Annotated in this window: 16 protein-coding genes and 1 tRNA gene; 7 read left to right on the top strand and 10 right to left on the bottom strand. The window is 61.6% G+C overall.

Translation table 11 applies throughout. The features are described 5' to 3' along the window. Positions 1-162 precede the first annotated feature (162 nt). The 3 genes from IEX16_RS02440 to IEX16_RS02430 form a co-directional block, all read right to left on the bottom strand. The gene (locus IEX16_RS02440; RefSeq protein WP_188706194.1) at positions 163-1,473 is read right to left on the bottom strand and encodes an aromatic ring-hydroxylating dioxygenase subunit alpha; all 1,311 of its coding nucleotides are present in this window, start codon (positions 1,471-1,473) and stop codon (positions 163-165) included. 70 nt (positions 1,474-1,543) lie between these two features. After that, positions 1,544-2,194 (bottom strand): DedA family protein, encoded by a 651-nt coding sequence (locus IEX16_RS02435; protein ID WP_188706192.1) that lies wholly within the window; start codon positions 2,192-2,194, stop codon positions 1,544-1,546. A 191-nt stretch (positions 2,195-2,385) separates the two neighbouring features. Continuing rightward, positions 2,386-2,700 carry an I78 family peptidase inhibitor gene (locus tag IEX16_RS02430; RefSeq protein WP_188706190.1) on the bottom strand — a complete coding sequence of 105 codons (315 nt, stop codon included), beginning with the start codon at positions 2,698-2,700 and terminating at the stop codon, positions 2,386-2,388. 170 nt (positions 2,701-2,870) lie between these two features. Here IEX16_RS02430 and IEX16_RS02425 point away from each other — a divergent pair, with 170 nt between their 5' ends. After that, complete coding sequence (locus tag IEX16_RS02425) at positions 2,871-3,182, top strand: hypothetical protein (protein ID WP_188706188.1); 312 nt, start codon at positions 2,871-2,873, stop codon at positions 3,180-3,182. Between the two features lie 428 nt (positions 3,183-3,610). Here the strand turns inward: IEX16_RS02425 and IEX16_RS02420 are convergent. The 6 genes from IEX16_RS02420 to cysS form a co-directional block, all read right to left on the bottom strand. Further along, a tRNA-Ser gene (locus tag IEX16_RS02420) sits at positions 3,611-3,703 on the bottom strand. 59 nt (positions 3,704-3,762) lie between these two features. Then, the gene (locus IEX16_RS02415) at positions 3,763-5,034 is read right to left on the bottom strand and encodes an aspartate kinase (RefSeq protein ID WP_188706186.1); all 1,272 of its coding nucleotides are present in this window, start codon (positions 5,032-5,034) and stop codon (positions 3,763-3,765) included. Positions 5,035-5,133: 99 nt separating this feature from the next. Further along, entirely contained in the window at positions 5,134-6,147 is a 1,014-nt protein-coding gene (gene tilS, locus IEX16_RS02410) for a tRNA lysidine(34) synthetase TilS (RefSeq protein ID WP_188706184.1), read from the bottom strand. Next, positions 6,110-7,087: an acetyl-CoA carboxylase carboxyltransferase subunit alpha gene (locus IEX16_RS02405; protein ID WP_188706182.1), complete on the bottom strand. Its 978-nt coding sequence runs from the start codon at positions 7,085-7,087 to the stop codon at positions 6,110-6,112. Before IEX16_RS02405 ends, tilS begins: the two co-directional genes overlap by 38 nt. Positions 7,088-7,116: 29 nt before the next feature. After that, a complete protein-coding gene (locus IEX16_RS02400; protein WP_188706180.1) occupies positions 7,117-7,809 on the bottom strand; it encodes a DNA-3-methyladenine glycosylase family protein in 693 nt (230 codons plus the stop codon). 55 nt (positions 7,810-7,864) lie between these two features. Then, positions 7,865-9,241 carry a cysteine--tRNA ligase gene (gene cysS / locus IEX16_RS02395; protein ID WP_188706179.1) on the bottom strand — a complete coding sequence of 459 codons (1,377 nt, stop codon included), beginning with the start codon at positions 9,239-9,241 and terminating at the stop codon, positions 7,865-7,867. A gap of 203 nt (positions 9,242-9,444) precedes the next feature. On the opposite strand from cysS, the gene IEX16_RS02390 reads away from it, so the two are divergent. From IEX16_RS02390 to IEX16_RS02365, 6 genes are all read left to right on the top strand, one after another. Next, positions 9,445-10,491: a nuclear transport factor 2 family protein gene (locus IEX16_RS02390; protein WP_188706177.1), complete on the top strand. Its 1,047-nt coding sequence runs from the start codon at positions 9,445-9,447 to the stop codon at positions 10,489-10,491. A 72-nt stretch (positions 10,492-10,563) separates the two neighbouring features. Next, entirely contained in the window at positions 10,564-11,844 is a 1,281-nt protein-coding gene (locus IEX16_RS02385; RefSeq protein WP_188706174.1) for a L,D-transpeptidase family protein, read from the top strand. After that, entirely contained in the window at positions 11,841-12,530 is a 690-nt protein-coding gene (locus IEX16_RS02380) for a peptidylprolyl isomerase (protein WP_188706172.1), read from the top strand. The genes IEX16_RS02385 and IEX16_RS02380 overlap by 4 nt, the downstream gene beginning before the upstream one ends. A gap of 7 nt (positions 12,531-12,537) precedes the next feature. Further along, on the top strand, positions 12,538-13,044 hold the full coding sequence (locus tag IEX16_RS02375) for a peptidylprolyl isomerase (protein ID WP_188706170.1): 507 nt from the start codon (positions 12,538-12,540) through the stop codon (positions 13,042-13,044). Positions 13,045-13,055: 11 nt separating this feature from the next. Beyond that, entirely contained in the window at positions 13,056-13,844 is a 789-nt protein-coding gene (locus tag IEX16_RS02370) for a UDP-2,3-diacylglucosamine diphosphatase (RefSeq protein WP_188706168.1), read from the top strand. A 9-nt stretch (positions 13,845-13,853) separates the two neighbouring features. After that, positions 13,854-14,633 (top strand): M90 family metallopeptidase, encoded by a 780-nt coding sequence (locus tag IEX16_RS02365; protein ID WP_188706166.1) that lies wholly within the window; start codon positions 13,854-13,856, stop codon positions 14,631-14,633. A 48-nt stretch (positions 14,634-14,681) separates the two neighbouring features. On the opposite strand, the gene cysE is transcribed toward IEX16_RS02365, so the two are convergent. After that, positions 14,682-15,458 (bottom strand): serine O-acetyltransferase, encoded by a 777-nt coding sequence (gene cysE, locus IEX16_RS02360; RefSeq protein ID WP_188706164.1) that lies wholly within the window; start codon positions 15,456-15,458, stop codon positions 14,682-14,684. Position 15,459: the final 1 nt, after the last annotated feature.

Below are 15,459 nucleotides of genomic sequence, written 5' to 3'. Positions count from 1 at the left end.
GCCATTCGCGCTATGTCGATCCCCACTTTGTGGGGCCCCTTGCCAAGTGCGCTCATACCGCCACCTCTGTCATCACACCATCTGCAAACACCCAGGTGTCGGCGGCCGGCGCCATTCGCGCTATGTCGATCCCCACTTTGTGGGGCCCCTCGCCAAGTGCGCTCATACCGCCATCACTTTCTTCCAGTAGGCATACATGCTGCGGATCAGGGTTTCGGTCACCATGTGTTCGGTCATCTCGGTGCCGGTGCCGCCGAGTTCGCACAGCGTTTTCCCAGACTCGCCCCATTGCGCAAAGCCAGCCTGACTGAACTCGATCACCTCGCCATCATCGGCGCTGACAAAACCGGCCGGCCCGAACAAATTGGCCTGGCGCAGCCGGCGCCGCGTCATCTCGGGCGTGTCGTCGAAAAATCCAAAATGGGTCCAGACAAAATCGAACTCGCCCTGGCCGCGCGGCACGATGTGGCGGGTGCTCAGCGAGTTGACCTGCTGCTGGATGATCAGGCTGGGAAACAGCGTGATCATGGTCACAGTCGGCGTGATGTCGCTGCCGGGGTTAGCCGGGTCATCGACCTTCCACCAGGCTTCGGGCACCACGTCGAGGAGACGGTCGTCGTGCAGCGCCATGTCGGCCTTGAACGAGGTCACGCCCTCGGTCACGGCGGCGTTCTGCCGGCCCTCGTTGCGGCGCGAGATCATCACCGCATGCCGCCCATGTTCGTCCATCACCATGCGGCTTTTCTGGTCGGCGCGCCACAGGCCGAAGGTGACAAACCAGGTATGCAGAAGGCCGGGGTGGTAGGGGTCCTTGATGTTTTCCATCATCAGCTTCCAGTTGCCCGGAATGCGCTGGCAGTTGTAGCCGAGCAAAGTCAGTTGCCGGCCCTTGAAGATGCGGTCCAGCCAGGGCAACACGTTCGGTCCGAGGTAATCTTCAAGCGGCTCGACCGCATCGCTGAAGGTCGCAAACACCAGACCATGCAGCACCGCGACCCGCAGTTTGGTCAGGCCATGGTCCTTCAGATCAAAGCCATCGGGCATGCCCCCGTTGACACACTCGCCGTCCTTCACGCCGTCCTTGAACGGCAGACCGGCCAAGTCGCCGTTGAGCTTGTAGGTCCACTGGTGGTAAGGGCAGACAAAACTGCGCGCATTGCCCTGCGGGTTCTGGCAGAAACGCACGCCGCGGTGGGCGCAGCGGTTTTCCACCACGCGAATGCCGTGGTCGGAGTCCCGGTCTTTGGGGGCCACCCGGTCACGCACCATCACCACCTGGCGCTCGCCCACATGGCTGAGTTTGAAGTCTCCGAGGTTGGGGATCTCTACCGTCAGGCCGACATAACACCAGTGCGGGCCGTAGAAAATTTTCTCCAGCTCACGCTGGTACAACTGCTCGTCGGTGTAGGCCCAGAAGGGAATGCGGCTGGAGCCCGGCTGGCTCCAGCGCGACAGGGTGTGGGGTGCGTTCATTTGGCTGTGTCTCCGTCCAGAATAAATAATACGCTTACTTATTAATTTCGACCAGCCACAAGCCGCGCGGTCACACCACTGCAGGTTTTTTGCGGCTGGCCTTCCAGGCGCCGTACAGCACGACCAGGCCGGGAATCAAAATCATGGCCCAGATGATCTTGCTCAGGTTGGCCTGCACCCACGGCAGGTTGCCGAAGAAATAACCGGCGCTGCACAGTCCGACTACCCAGATCAGCGCGCCGATGACGTTGTAGGCGCTGAACTTGCCGCGGTTCATCTCGGCCACGCCGGCCACAAAAGGCGCGAAGGTGCGTATGAAAGGCATGAAACGCGCGATGATGATGGTGATGCCTCCATAACGCTCGTAAAACTCGTGCGCCTGGTTGAAAGCGCGTTTGTTGAAAAACTTCGACTGCTCCCACTGGAACACCTTGGGCCCGAAATAGCGGCCTATCAAGTAATTGCACTGGTCGCCAAGAATCGCCGCCACAACCAGCAAGCCCATGGCCAGCGGCAGGCTCAGCAATCCGGCACCGCACAAGGTCCCTACGATGAACAACAGAGAATCGCCGGGCAGGAAGGGCATCACCACCACGCCGGTTTCGACAAACACGATCAGGAACAGCAGGGCGTACACCCACATGCCGTAAGTACGCGTGAAGGCTTCCAGGTGTTTGTCCACATGGAGAATGAAGTCGATCAGAAAGGCGATAAGTTCCATGGCAGGGATTTTGACATGCCGACATTAAGCCTTTGGTTGCCTGTGCTTGGGAGGGCTTCGTACACGCCGGGGGCGGTCCTGATTTGAAAGAAGAATTTCGCAATTCGCTGATTCAGCGTCCACGCCACAGTGTTGGAAGCGTGGCTGGTCAGTGTGAAGTATCTGGCCGCCCATGCATCCGCTGCCTAGCCCTAGCCGCAGCGAGCGCGCCGGATCACACTGGCCGAGTCCACATCCAGATTCAGCCGCTGCGCATTGAACTCCATGGTCACCATCTGGCCTGGCCGCAGCACGCGCGCCATCAGAGAGCCTGACCGTTGACGCGCCTCTTCGACCACGCTGGCGCCCGCTGTTTTACCAACAGCAAACTCCGCGCCCTGCGCATTGCATGCACCCGTGGTCGGCCCGGTCGGGACGGTGCCTGTTCCGGCCGGCGGAGGTGCGGGCGTGGTACAGCCCACGAGGAGCCATGCCGCTACGCTGATGAGAATGACTTTGGGAACCATATTTTCTCCGTGAAAAACAATCACCATACCGTGTGAGGGCTGGTCACACCCGCATATTTACGACTGGTTGCGTCGCGTAAGGCATTAAACGCTCAGGATAAAATCGAACCCATGTCCGACGCCGGTCTTCCGGCCTGACCACCCCATCCATTGCCACTGAAAGGGCACCCATGACACCCAACACCGACGGCACCCTCACCGTCCTCGGCCAGCAGTTCTCCACGCGCCAGCTTGAAGCGCTGATGCACCAGCTTGCGCAAGCCCGCAACCAGATGCAGCCTCCCGTGCAGGAGGAAGTGACCGCTGACATGCCCGTGCTGGTGCAGCACGACGCCGACTTTGCCGTCGCCCAGACGCAAACACCTGAACGGCATGTGAGCTTCGGCTTGCGCCACCTTGGCTTTGGCTGGATCTTTTTCACCTTCTCCCGTGAGCGTGCCAAATTCATCGGCGAGGCGCTGTTACAACGAAGCAAAGGCTGAACACGAGGAGCCTGCAACGCACAATGCAGCTCGTCATGGCCAGTGCTAGCGAGCGAGCTTCTGGACAGCCCCCAGTTGCAATCCCCGCAGCCTCGCAAGCTCCTGGCCATCCTCGCTCCATTGCCAAAATTCTGTTGCGTGGGTGCCGGCGCGGCGCCTTCCTGGTAAGCGCTGACCTTGGCGGACAGGGCCGCGTAACGCCAGCGAACACGGTGCATCCTCAACTGCTCGGCTTCAACGGAGCTGCGTAATTCATTTTTGACGGATTGTTTTCGCATGCTGTATTTTTCCCAAAAAAGGCAGCAAGCTCTGGCGAAAATCAGACCACGAGCCAAGTAATGACAGCATTCGAAGGCAGGGGACCGGGTGCGACGGCTGAACTAAAAAAAACCGACTCTGATCCACATAGGGAAGAGAGTCGGTGTTCTTGGCGGAAACGAAGGGATTCGAACCCTTGATGAGGCTCTACACCCCATACTCCCTTAGCAGGGGAGCACCTTCGGCCACTCGGTCACGTTTCCTGATTTCTGGCTAGCCGCGATTATCTCACGACTTGCGTCCCTGTCCAGCACGCAAGGCTTCAGGCTGCAGCGGGCTGGTCCAGGTCAAAGGCCTTGTGCAGGGCGCGCACAGCCAGTTCCATGTACTTTTCGTCGATCACGACCGAAGTCTTGATCTCGCTGGTGGAGATCATCTGGATGTTGATGCCCTCTTCGCTGAGCACCCGGAACATCCTGGCGGCAACGCCAACATGGCTGCGCATGCCGATGCCGACGATGCTGACTTTGCATATCTTGGCGTCGCCGGTAATCTCTTCAGCGCCCAGCGGGCCCAGCACGCTGGTGCGCAGCAGCTCGACGGCGCGCGCGTAGTCGTTGCGGTGCACGGTGAAGCTAAAGTCGGTCTTGCCGTCCTTGCTGACGTTCTGGATGATCACGTCGACTTCGATGTTGGCGTCTGCCACGGCGCCCAGGATCTGGTAGGCGATACCAGGCTTGTCGGGCACGCCGAGGATGGAAATTTTGGCTTCGTCGCGGTTGAATGCGATGCCCGATACGATGGCTTGTTCCATTTGTTCATCTTCCTCAAAACTGATCAGGGTACCGGACTTGGCCTCTTCGTCGATGTTGATGTCCCAGTCGGTGAAACTCGACAACACGCGCAGCGGCACCTTGTACTTGCCGGCAAATTCAACCGAGCGGATCTGCAGCACCTTGGAGCCCATGGAAGCCATCTCCAGCATCTCCTCAAAGCTCACGGTCTGCAGGCGGCGCGCCTCGGGCACGACGCGCGGGTCGGTGGTATAGACGCCGTCCACGTCGGTGTAAATCAGGCACTCGTGCGCCTTCAGCGCGGCCGCAATCGCCACGGCCGAGGTGTCGGAGCCGCCACGGCCCAGCGTCGTGACATTTCCGCCCTCGTCCACACCCTGAAACCCGGTGATGATGACCACCTTGCCGGCGTCCAGATCGGCGCGCACGCGTTTGTCGTCAATCGACTCGATGCGAGCCTTGGTGTGGGCGCTGTTGGTTTTGATCGCGACCTGCCAGCCGGCGTAGCTGACAGCCTGCATGCCCTCGGCCTGCAGGGCGATGGCCAGCAACGCGCTGGAAGCCTGCTCCCCGGTGGCGGCCAGAGCGTCGAGCTCGCGATGGTAGGCGTCAGCGGCGTGCGATGGAGCCAGCTCTTTGGCCAGGCCCAGCAGGCGGTTGGTTTCGCCGCTCATGGCGCTGGGCACCACCACCATCTGGTGGCCGGCGCGGGCCCACTTGGCAACGCGTTTGGCGACGTTGCGAATGCGCTCGGTCGAGCCCATCGAGGTGCCGCCGTATTTATGAACGATCAAGGCCATTGCAGAAGGTCAATCAAGGATTGGTTGGGCGAACTTTCGCTGATGGCAAACACACGGTCTGGGCCAGCAAAGCTCTCAATTATATCTGGGGGCAAACCCCTAGAGCAGATAGACCAAGGCGGCCCCATCCCGCCTCACCTGCCCGGCCGCCACCTTGAGCTCGATTCGGTGACCGCGCGTGTTGCAGGCTTCAATTTGCCCCAGCAGTTGCTCAAGCTGGGCCGTGCTTGGCGCGGCCTGATGGGCGGTGAACAACCAGTGGCGCAGCACATTGGCCTGCCGTGCGCGCGACAGTCCCTGCAGGACCTTGATCGCGGGCGGCATGCCAACAAGGGCCAGGTCTTCGCTGGCGAGTTCGGCCAGCAGCGCCTGCGCCTGCGCCGCGTGACGGGCGCTGCGCGCAAAGGTTTCGCGAAACTGCGGGAAGCTGTCTTGCAGGGCCGGCAGCAGGCGCGCACGGATGCGATTGCGGGTGTAGCGTTCGTCGGTGTTGGTTGGATCGTCGACAAAAGGAACGCCGCTTTTCACGAGCCACTGGCGCAGGTCGGCGGCAGGCACCTGCAACAAGGGACGATGGAACACCACGCCACCGCGCTCGAACCGCGCCGCCATCGCGGACAGGCCCGGTAAACCGGCACCACGGCTCAGCGCCAGCAGCAGTGTTTCGACCTGATCATCGGCATGCTGACCGAGCATTACGGCCTGCAGACCCAGAGAGGTGGCAGCCTGCGCCAGTGCCGCATAACGCGCCCGCCGCGCCGCATCTTCCGGACTCTGACCCGCTGCATGGCCGGCACTGACACGCACCACTTGCAACGGCACACCGAGGCCAGTGCAGCTGTCTTCGCACGTGCGCTCAAAGCCATCGGCCGCAGCCTGCAAACCGTGGTGCACATGAATCGCGCTGACCTGCCCCGGCCAGCGCTGCGCGGCCGCGTGCAACAAGGCGGTGGAATCGGCGCCGCCACTGTAGGCAACGCCAACAGGCAAAACAGGAGAAAACGGTTCCAGCGCAGCGAACGCCGGATTGGGAATGTCAGAACCGGTGCCGGCTGCCGAGCCGTCCGGTGGCCGCTTATTTGGCGTCGGCTTTGGTGTCGGTGTAGCGGCCATAACTTTGCAGGCGCTCGTAGCGGCGGTCCAGCAACTCCTTGCCCTTGAGGTCGCTGACCTGGCGGAAGGCGTCGTTTAACGCACGCTTGAGAAAAGCTGCCATCTGCTTGTGGTCGCGGTGCGCGCCGCCCACCGGCTCATTGACAATCTTGTCGATCACGCCCAGCGCCTTGAGCCGGTGTGCGGTGATGCCCAGCGCCTCAGCGGCTTCCTCGGCTTTTTCCGAGGTTTTCCAGAGGATGGAGGCGCAGCCTTCGGGACTGATCACTGAGTAAATTGAGTACTGCAGCATCACCACCTGGTCGGCAACCGAGATCGCCAACGCGCCGCCGGAGCCGCCTTCACCGATGATGGTGGTGATGATGGGCACTTCGAGCTGCGCCATTTCAAAGATGTTGCGGCCAATGGCTTCGGACTGGCCGCGCTCCTCGGCGTCAATGCCGGGGTAGGCGCCCGGCGTATCGACAAAGGTGAACACCGGCAGCTTGAACTTCTCGGCGGTTTTCATCAGGCGCAGCGCCTTGCGGTAACCCTCGGGCTTGCTCATGCCGAAGTTGCGCAGGCCGCGCTCTTTGGTGTCGCGGCCCTTCTGGTGGCCCAGCACCATGCAGGCGGTGCCGTTGAAACGCGCCAGGCCGCCGACGATGCTGAGGTCGTCGGAGAAATGCCTGTCGCCGTGCAGTTCGACAAAGTCGGTGAACAGTTCGTTGACATAGTCCAGCGTGTAGGGACGCTCGGGGTGGCGCGCGATCTTGGTGATCTGCCAGGGTGTCAAGTCGCTGTAGATGTCCTTGGTGAGCTGTTGGCTTTTCTTGGCGAGCTGGTCGATTTCGTCGGAGATATCGACCGCCGACTCGGTCTGCACATAACGCAGCTCTTCTATTTTTCCTTCAAGCTCCGCAATCGGCTGCTCGAAATCGAGGAAGGTTTTTTTGGCCATGGTCTGCTCCTCAGGCTTCTTGAATAGGCTTACTCGGCACCCAGAACCGGCAAGGGGTCCAGCGAGCGCCAAATATACCAAGTTGCAACACTGCAATACGGCGCCCAGGCGGCGGCGACTTCACGTGCATCGCTGCGGCTGACCGCTTCACCGGAAAAATAACTCTGACTGATGCCATTGATCAGGCCGACATCGTCCAGCGGCAGCACATTGGGCCGGCGCAGGTAAAAGATCAAAAACATCTCTGCGGTCCAGCGACCAATGCCGCGAATGGCAATCAGCTCGGCAATGATGGCCTCATCGTCCATCGCCTGCCAGTCCTTCACATGCACCGTACCGGCATCAAAATGGATGGACAGATCGACCAGGTACTCAACCTTGCGCGCGCTCAGACCAGCAGCACGCATGTCGTCCACCTTGAGCTTGAGCACATTGCCCGGCGTCATTTTTCTGGGCAGGGCTGCGAAACGGTGCCAGACGGTTTGCGCCGCCTTGACCGAAATCTGCTGGCCGACGATGCTGCGCGCCAAGGTGCTGAAGGCGTCGCCACGCGACTGCAGGCAGGCGTCGCCAAACTGGGGGATCAGGCGTTTCATCACCCGATCTTTTTTGACCAGGTGTTTGCAGGCCTCGGCCCAGTACTCAGGCACGCTGGTCAGGGCAGACTCGGCGACTTCCGTCAACTCGGAGCTGGACGGCCCGCTTTTCACTATCTTTTTCATAGCAGAATGCACCCGCCGGGTATGGGCTGGTGGCTAAAATAGCTTAAAAGCAGTGTCAAAGCTGAACTTCCCAGGTGGTGCCGCCGACGGCGTCTTTCAGCACAATGCCCTGCGCCAGCAGGTTCTGCCGGATGCGATCGGACTCGGCAAAATTCCTGGCGGCCTTGGCCTGGGCGCGCTGGGTAATCAGGACATCTATGGCTGCGGCATCCAGCCCGGCACCAGCCTGCAAAAATGCGGCCGGATCGCCCTGCAGCAGACCCAGCGCGCCGCCCAGGTTTTTCAGCAAGCTGGCCAGTTCGGTCGAGCCGGTCTTGTTGACTTCCCCGGCTATCTCAAACAGGACGGCCACCGCTTCCGGTGTGCCAAAGTCCTCGTCCATGGCGGCCTTGAAGCGGACGGCAAACGGATGCGACCAGTCGGTCGCCACATCGGCTGGCCTAGCCAGACTCAGCGCGGTGTACAGACGTTTGAGCGAGTTGCGCGCGTCGTCCAGGTGGGCATCGCTGTAATTGAGCGCGCTCCGGTAATGCGCTCGCACGATGAAAAAGCGGATGGTCTCGGCGTCGTATTGGGCCAGCACTTCGCGGATGGTGAAAAAGTTGCCCAGGCTTTTGGACATCTTTTCGTTGTCTACCCGCACAAAGCCGTTGTGCATCCAGAACCTGGCCAGCGGCTTGCCATTGGCCGCCTCGCTCTGGGCGATTTCGTTTTCATGGTGCGGAAACTGCAGGTCGGCGCCGCCACCATGGATGTCAAAAGTCTCGCCTAGGGTATGGCAACTCATGGCCGAACATTCGATGTGCCAGCCGGGCCGGCCGCTGCCGTAGTCACTGGCCCATTTGGCATCGTCAGGCTCGGTCGGCTTGGCCGATTTCCAGAGCACAAAATCCAGCGGGTCTTCCTTGCCGTCCAGCACCGCCACACGTTCACCCGCGCGAAGCTCGTCAAGCGATTTGCCTGAGAGCTTGCCGTAACCTTCAAACTTGCGCACCGCGTAGTTCACGTCGCCGTTGCCCGAGCGGTAGGCCAGGCCTTTTTGCTCCAGCGTGGCAATCATGGACAACATCTGCGGCACGTATTCGGTGGCGCGCGGCTCCAGCGTCGGCGGCTCAATCCCGAGCGCACCGATGTCCTGGTGCATGGCCACAATCATCTCGTCGGTCAACGCGCGGATGCTGATGCCGCGCTCAACAGCGCGTTTGATGATCTTGTCGTCGATGTCGGTGATGTTCCGCACGTAGGTGACCGCATAACCACCGGCCTTAAGCCAGCGCTGCACCACGTCGAAGGCCATCATCATGCGGGCATGGCCGATGTGGCAGAGGTCGTAAATCGTCATGCCGCACACGTACATGCGGACCTGACCGGGCACCAAAGGCGAAAAATCTTCCACGGCACGCGACAGCGTGTTGTAAATGCGCAAGCTCATGAATGTCTGGAATTTCAGCCCGACTTGAATCGCCGGACCAGTGAAAATGCTTAAATCGAGGTCAAGATTAAACTATACCCCTCAGATACAATCGCCCAGTATATCTAGCTGGCCAGGGCCCGTGCAGCACGCTGCAACGCTGGCTCGCAGGCTCGTAGGCTCATGTTTTCGTGCCAGCCACCCCAATGCGTTCCAGAGGAAATATGTCCAAGTCAGCTTCACTTTCGAGCAAACCGCTGTCGGCCTCACTGCGCTGGCTGGCACTGGCTGCGGCCTTGTCACTGTCCGCAGCCCATGCCGACGATTACTCTGACGTGAACGACCTGGCCCGTTCCGGCAAGCTGACCGAAGCCATGGCCAAAGCTGACCAGTACCTCGCAGGCAAGCCGCGCGACCCGCAAATGCGTTTTATCAAAGGCGTGCTTCAGACCGAAGCCGGCAAGCCAGCCGACGCCATCAGCACCTTCACCAAGATCACCCAGGACTATCCAGAATTACCTGAGCCCTACAACAACCTGGCCGTGCTGTACGCCGGGCAAAACCAGTTCGACAAGGCCAGGGCCGCGCTGGAGATGGCGATTCGCACCAACCCGAGTTACGCCACCGCGCATGAGAACCTGGGTGATGTCTACGCCAAGCTGGCCAGCCAGGCTTACAGCAAGGCGCTGCAACTCGACGGCGGCAACGCCGGTGTGCAGCCCAAGTTGGCGCTGATCCGCACACTCTTCAGCGCCGAGCCCAAGGGGCAAAAACCGGCGGCCAGCAATTCAGCCTCCGGGCCCGTGACCACACCGCCGCCAGCTGCACCGGCACGCCCGGCTGTGGTGGTGCCTGTGGCGCCGCCCGCCCCGGCACCTGCGGCCCCCTCGACAGCGCCGGTCACACAGCCGACCGCCGCACCGGTAAGTGCCCTTGAAAAAGAAGTCGAAGCTGCCGTTCGTGCCTGGGCCAGCGCCTGGGCCGCCAAGGACATGGCCGCTTATCTTGCCGCCTACGGCAAAGACTTCGATACCCCCGGCAACCAGACTCGCAAGGCCTGGGAAGAGGAGCGACGCAGCCGCATCGTCGGCAAATCACGCATCAGCGTGAAGCTCAGCAATGTGTCCGTGGCCGTCAAGGGCAGCAAGGCCACCGCCAGATTCAAGCAGGACTACAGTGCCGACGCGCTCAACGTGTCAAGCCGCAAAACGCTGGACATGGCCAAGGCTGGCGAGCGGTGGCTCATCGTCAGGGAATCGACCGGGGGCTGATGCCCATGACTGGCACCAGACACGGTACGCGCGCCCTGTGACGCACCACTGATTATTCTTCTGACCACCTCCATGCAACGGGCCGCCGCCGCTCTCCTTTTCGTCGCCTTCTCGGTGGTGTGTGGCGTCGCGACCGGCGCTGAGACCTCTGCGAAAAAGAGCAAAAAAGACCCGGCCCAAAACGCGGCGGCAGAGAAAAAACGCGAAATTGCTCCCCGTCCACTGGCTGGACCGGAAGTCCGGGACGGTGAAGCCGAGGCACGACTGATCGAGATTTACAAACTCGCGGGTCAAGCCAAGGGGCGGGAAGCGCTCGACAAGGCAGAGCGCCTGGTCAATGCCCATCCCAACTTCCAGCTCGCGCAACTTGTGTACGGCGACTTGCTGGCGGCTCAGGCTCGCCCTCTGCGCACCTTGGGCGATGTGCCCGACGACACAGCCAAAGCCGGGGCCGGCATGCTGGGCGACCTGCGCCAGGAGTCGCTGTTGCGCCTGAAAGCGCTGCGTGAACGACCGGCAGCGGGGACCATCCCCTCCCAGTTTCTGGCGCTGTCACCGCGCAACAAACATGCGATTGCAGTCGATACCTCACGGGCCCGCCTTTATCTGTTTGAAAACACCGCCACCGGCCTCAGACTGCTGGCCGACTACTACATCTCGGTGGGCAAAGCCGGCATTGAAAAGTCCGTTGAAGGCGATTCACGCACGCCGCTCGGTGTTTATTTTGTGACCAGTAACCTGGATCCGAAGTCGCTCAAAGACTTCTACGGTTCCGGCGCGCTGCCCATCAACTACCCCAATGCGCTGGACCTCAAGCGCGGCAAAACCGGCGGCGGCATCTGGCTGCACGGCACGCCACCCACACAATTTGCGCGTGCGCCGCTGGCCAGCGACGGCTGCGTGGTGCTGGCCAACCCCGACCTCGAACGCATTATCCGCACCGTGGAGGTGCGCAGCACACCGGTTGTGATCGCGCAAAGCCTCAAATGGATTGCGCCGCAAAGCGCCAAGGCCGAAGGCAAGACCTTCGAGGATGCACTGCAAAGCTGGCACAAGGCCCGCTCCGGCAGCGATCTTGCCGCCCTGACCAGCCTGTACACGAGCGACTTCAGCAGTTATGGCAAAACGCTGGCCGACTGGACCACCGTGCTGCGTGCCGATCTGGACAAACGGGCCGGCCGTTCGGTGCAACTCAAGGACTTGTCCTACCTGCGCTGGACCGACAGCAACGACACCATGGTGGTCACCTTTGGCGAGGTCGTCAGCGGCTCGCGCACCGGCCCAACCCGCCGTCAATACTGGGTGCGCCAGGGCAGCCAGTGGAAGATATTTTTTGAAGGAGTGATTGGATGACCCTCAGCAAACACACACGACGCGCCTGCCTGGCATTGGCCGCGCTGAGCCTAGTCGCCGGCCAGGCTTGGTCCCAGACTACGGCCGCCGCTCCCCGCGTGAAATTTGCCACCACGGCCGGCGATTTTGTGGTCGAGGTCTATCCCGACAAGGCGCCAAAAACGGTGGAAAATTTCTTGCAATACGTGCAAGACAAACACTACGATGGCACGGTGTTCCATCGCGTAATCAACAACTTCATGGTGCAAGGCGGTGGCTACGATGCCGCCTTCGCCGAGAAGAAGACCCGTGCGCCAGTGCTACACGAAGGCCGTGAAGCGCTGGCCAAAGGGGGCGACAAAAACATCGTGGGCACCCTGGCCATGGCGCGCACCAGTGAGCCCAATTCCGCCTCGTCGCAGTTCTTTATCAACGTCAAGGACAACGACTTCCTCAACCCGACCCTTATTCCGCCTGGCGATCCGGTGCCCAAGTTCGAGTACCAGGGCCGCGTCTATGAAAACACGTCGCGCGCGCAGCTTGTCAACGCGCCCCAGTTGTTTGGCTACACCGTGTTCGGCAAGGTCGTCAGTGGCATGGACGTGGTCAACAAGATGAAGGCCGCGCCCACTGGCGCAGGCGGCCCCTTCCCCGGCGATGTACCGAAAACACCGATCCTCATCAACTCCGCAACCCTCCTCAAGTAAAAGCATCATGAGCAATCCCCAAGTCGAACTCCATATTGCCGGTCACGGCGTCATCACCCTTGAACTCGATCAGGAAAAGGCACCCAAGTCGGTCGCCAACTTCCTTAGTTATGTCGCCAAGGGTCACTACGACAACACCGTTTTTCATCGCGTGATTCCCGGTTTTATGGTGCAGGGCGGTGGTTTTACCCCCGGCATGAAACAAAAACCGTCGGACGCACCGATTGCCAACGAAGCCGCCAACGGCCTGAAAAACGACAAGTACACCGTCGCCATGGCGCGCACCAACGTGCCTGATTCGGCCACCGCGCAATTTTTCATCAACGCATCCGACAACGGCTTCCTGAACCACACATCGCCGACACCGTCCGGCTGGGGCTACGCCGTGTTCGGCAAGGTGGTCGCGGGCACCGAAGTGGTCGACAAGATCGAAGCTGTCAAGACCGGCAGCAAGGGTGGCCACAGCGATGTGCCGCAGACCGATGTGGTGATTGAAAAAGCGGTCGCGCTTTAAACCAGGTGCCCATGGCCCCGGCCGTGCCCCCGATCGCCGAACTTGTTGCGCCGGCAGCCTGGCGCACGGTCGATTTCATTTCCGACATCCATTTGCAGGCCAGCGAGCCCGCCAATTTCGCGGCTTGGCAGGCCTACATGCAGAGCACGCCGGCCGATGCCGTCTTCATCCTCGGCGACCTGTTTGACGTCTGGGTCGGCGACGATGCTGCGGGCCACGCGGCATCGGACTTTGACGCGTCGTGTGTGCAAGTGCTGCAACGCACCGGCGAACGCCTGGCGCTGTTTTTCATGCATGGCAACCGCGACTTCCTGGTCGGCCCCGAACTGATGGCACGCTGCCGCAGCACCTTGCTGGCCGACCCCACCGTACTGGATTTTGCCGGCAGTCGCTGGCTGCTGAGCCACGGCGACGCCTTGTGCCTGGACGATGTGGACTACATGCGTTTTCGCGAGCAGGTGCGCAGCGGCGACTGGCAACAAACCTTCCTGGGCCAGCCGCTGACCGAGCGGCAAGCCATCGCGCGCGGCCTGCGCCGGCAAAGCCTGGAGCAGCATGAAAAACGCTGGCAGTCGGGTGAGCCTTATATCGACGTGAACGCCGAGGCCGCGCGCCTGTGGCTGCAGGCCGCGAACGCGCCCACGCTGATCCACGGCCACACCCACCAACCGGCTGTGCACGCGCTCGGGTCAGGGCTGGAGCGTGTGGTGCTCAGCGACTGGGACGCAACCGCGCAATTGCCGCGCACCGAAGTCCTGCGCCTGGGCCCGTTGGGCCTTCAGCGCATCACGCTAACCTGACCCCCTGCCATGCTGAACTGGTTGCAGCGGCTTTTCAAAGGCAAGGCGACCGAACGCGCCATTCCCGAGGCCTTGTGGCAGGCCACGCTGGCCGACTACCCCTTCTTGGCACAATTGCCAGCCACGCAGCGCAGCGCGCTGCGCACATTGAGCAGCCGCTTTCTGGCACACAAAGAATTCCACGGTGCGCAAGGCATGGTCGTCACCGATGACATCGCCGTGGCGATTGCCGCCCAGGCCTGTTTGCCGGTGCTGCAGTTGGGCCTGGCCTGGTACGACGACTTTGTCGGCATCGTGGTGCATCCCGGCCAAATGCTGGCGCGCTGCGAACAAACCGACGACATCGGTGTGGTCCACCGCTACAGCGAGGTGCTCGCCGGCGAAGCGATGGAGGGTGGACCGGTCGCGCTGAGCTGGCCAGACGTGGCCGGCGCCGGGCACTCCGCCGGCCAGGGTTACAACGTGGTTATTCACGAATTTGTCCACAAAATCGACATGCGCGATGGGGCAGCCGACGGCTGCCCACCCCTGCCTTCGCGCGCCGCACGCAAGGTCTGGCATGACACCATGCAAACGGCCTATGACGGTTTTCGCGACAAGGTTGCCATCGCCGAACGCTTCGGCGGCGAGCCGACCTGGCTGGACCCCTACGGCGCCACTTCCCCGGCAGAGTTCTTCGCTGTGGCCTCCGAGGCCTACTTTGTGAGCCGGTCGCGTTTTACCGAGGACTTCACGCCGCTGACCGTGCTGTTTGACCAGTTTTTCATGCCCGACAGGCCTCCAGCCTAGCGGGCGGGCAAGCAGCAAGCCACAGCGCCGAGCGACTGAGACAAAACACTATTTCCCCATCAACTGATTGAGCTTGTCAGCCTCAAAGGTCTCCCGCCGCGCCGCGTCGTCCGGCACACAGTCGCGCTGCGCGCGTCCGCTGTCGGACAATTTTTCGATCGCCTGCCAGAGCAGCGCAATCTGGTGCTCCTGCGATGAGGCGTTGTCGATCAAACCTTTCATGGCCTGCGACACCGGGTCGTCTTCCAGCGTGATACCGTAAGCCGAGAAGGTGCCCTGCGCCGTGGTCACGTCAGCACTTTCGCCGGTTTTGGACGGGATGATGCGCGCCGGAATGCCAACCGCCGTGGCGCCGGCTGGCACCGGCTTGATCACCACGGCGTTGCTGCCGATCTTGGCGCCGTCGCCGACCTCAAAGCCACCCAGCACCTTGGCGCCGGCACTGACCACCACGTTTTTGCCGAGGGTCGGATGGCGCTTGGTGCCCTTGTAGAGCGAGGTGCCGCCCAGGGTCACGCCTTGGTAAATCGTGCAGCCGTCGCCGATTTCGGCGGTCTCACCCACCACCACACCCATCGCATGATCAAAAAACACGCGCTCGCCAATGATGGCGCCGGGATGAATTTCAATCCCGGTCAGCCAGCGCGCAATGTGCGAGATGAAGCGGCCCAGCCATTTGAGGCCGCTGGTCCAGCAGGCGTGCGCCAGCCGGTGCAGCAATATGGCGTGCAGGCCGGGGTAGCAGGTCAGCACCTCCCAGGCGCTGCGCGCAGCCGGGTCGCGGTCGAGGATGCACTGGATGTCGGAGCGGAGTCGGGAGAACATG

Origin of the sequence: Polaromonas eurypsychrophila (assembly GCF_014641715.1) — a bacterium.
Lineage (GTDB): Bacteria > Pseudomonadota > Gammaproteobacteria > Burkholderiales > Burkholderiaceae_C > Polaromonas > Polaromonas eurypsychrophila.
The sequence above is the reverse complement of the archived record's forward strand: the minus strand, read 5'-3'. Positions and strand labels throughout refer to the sequence as shown.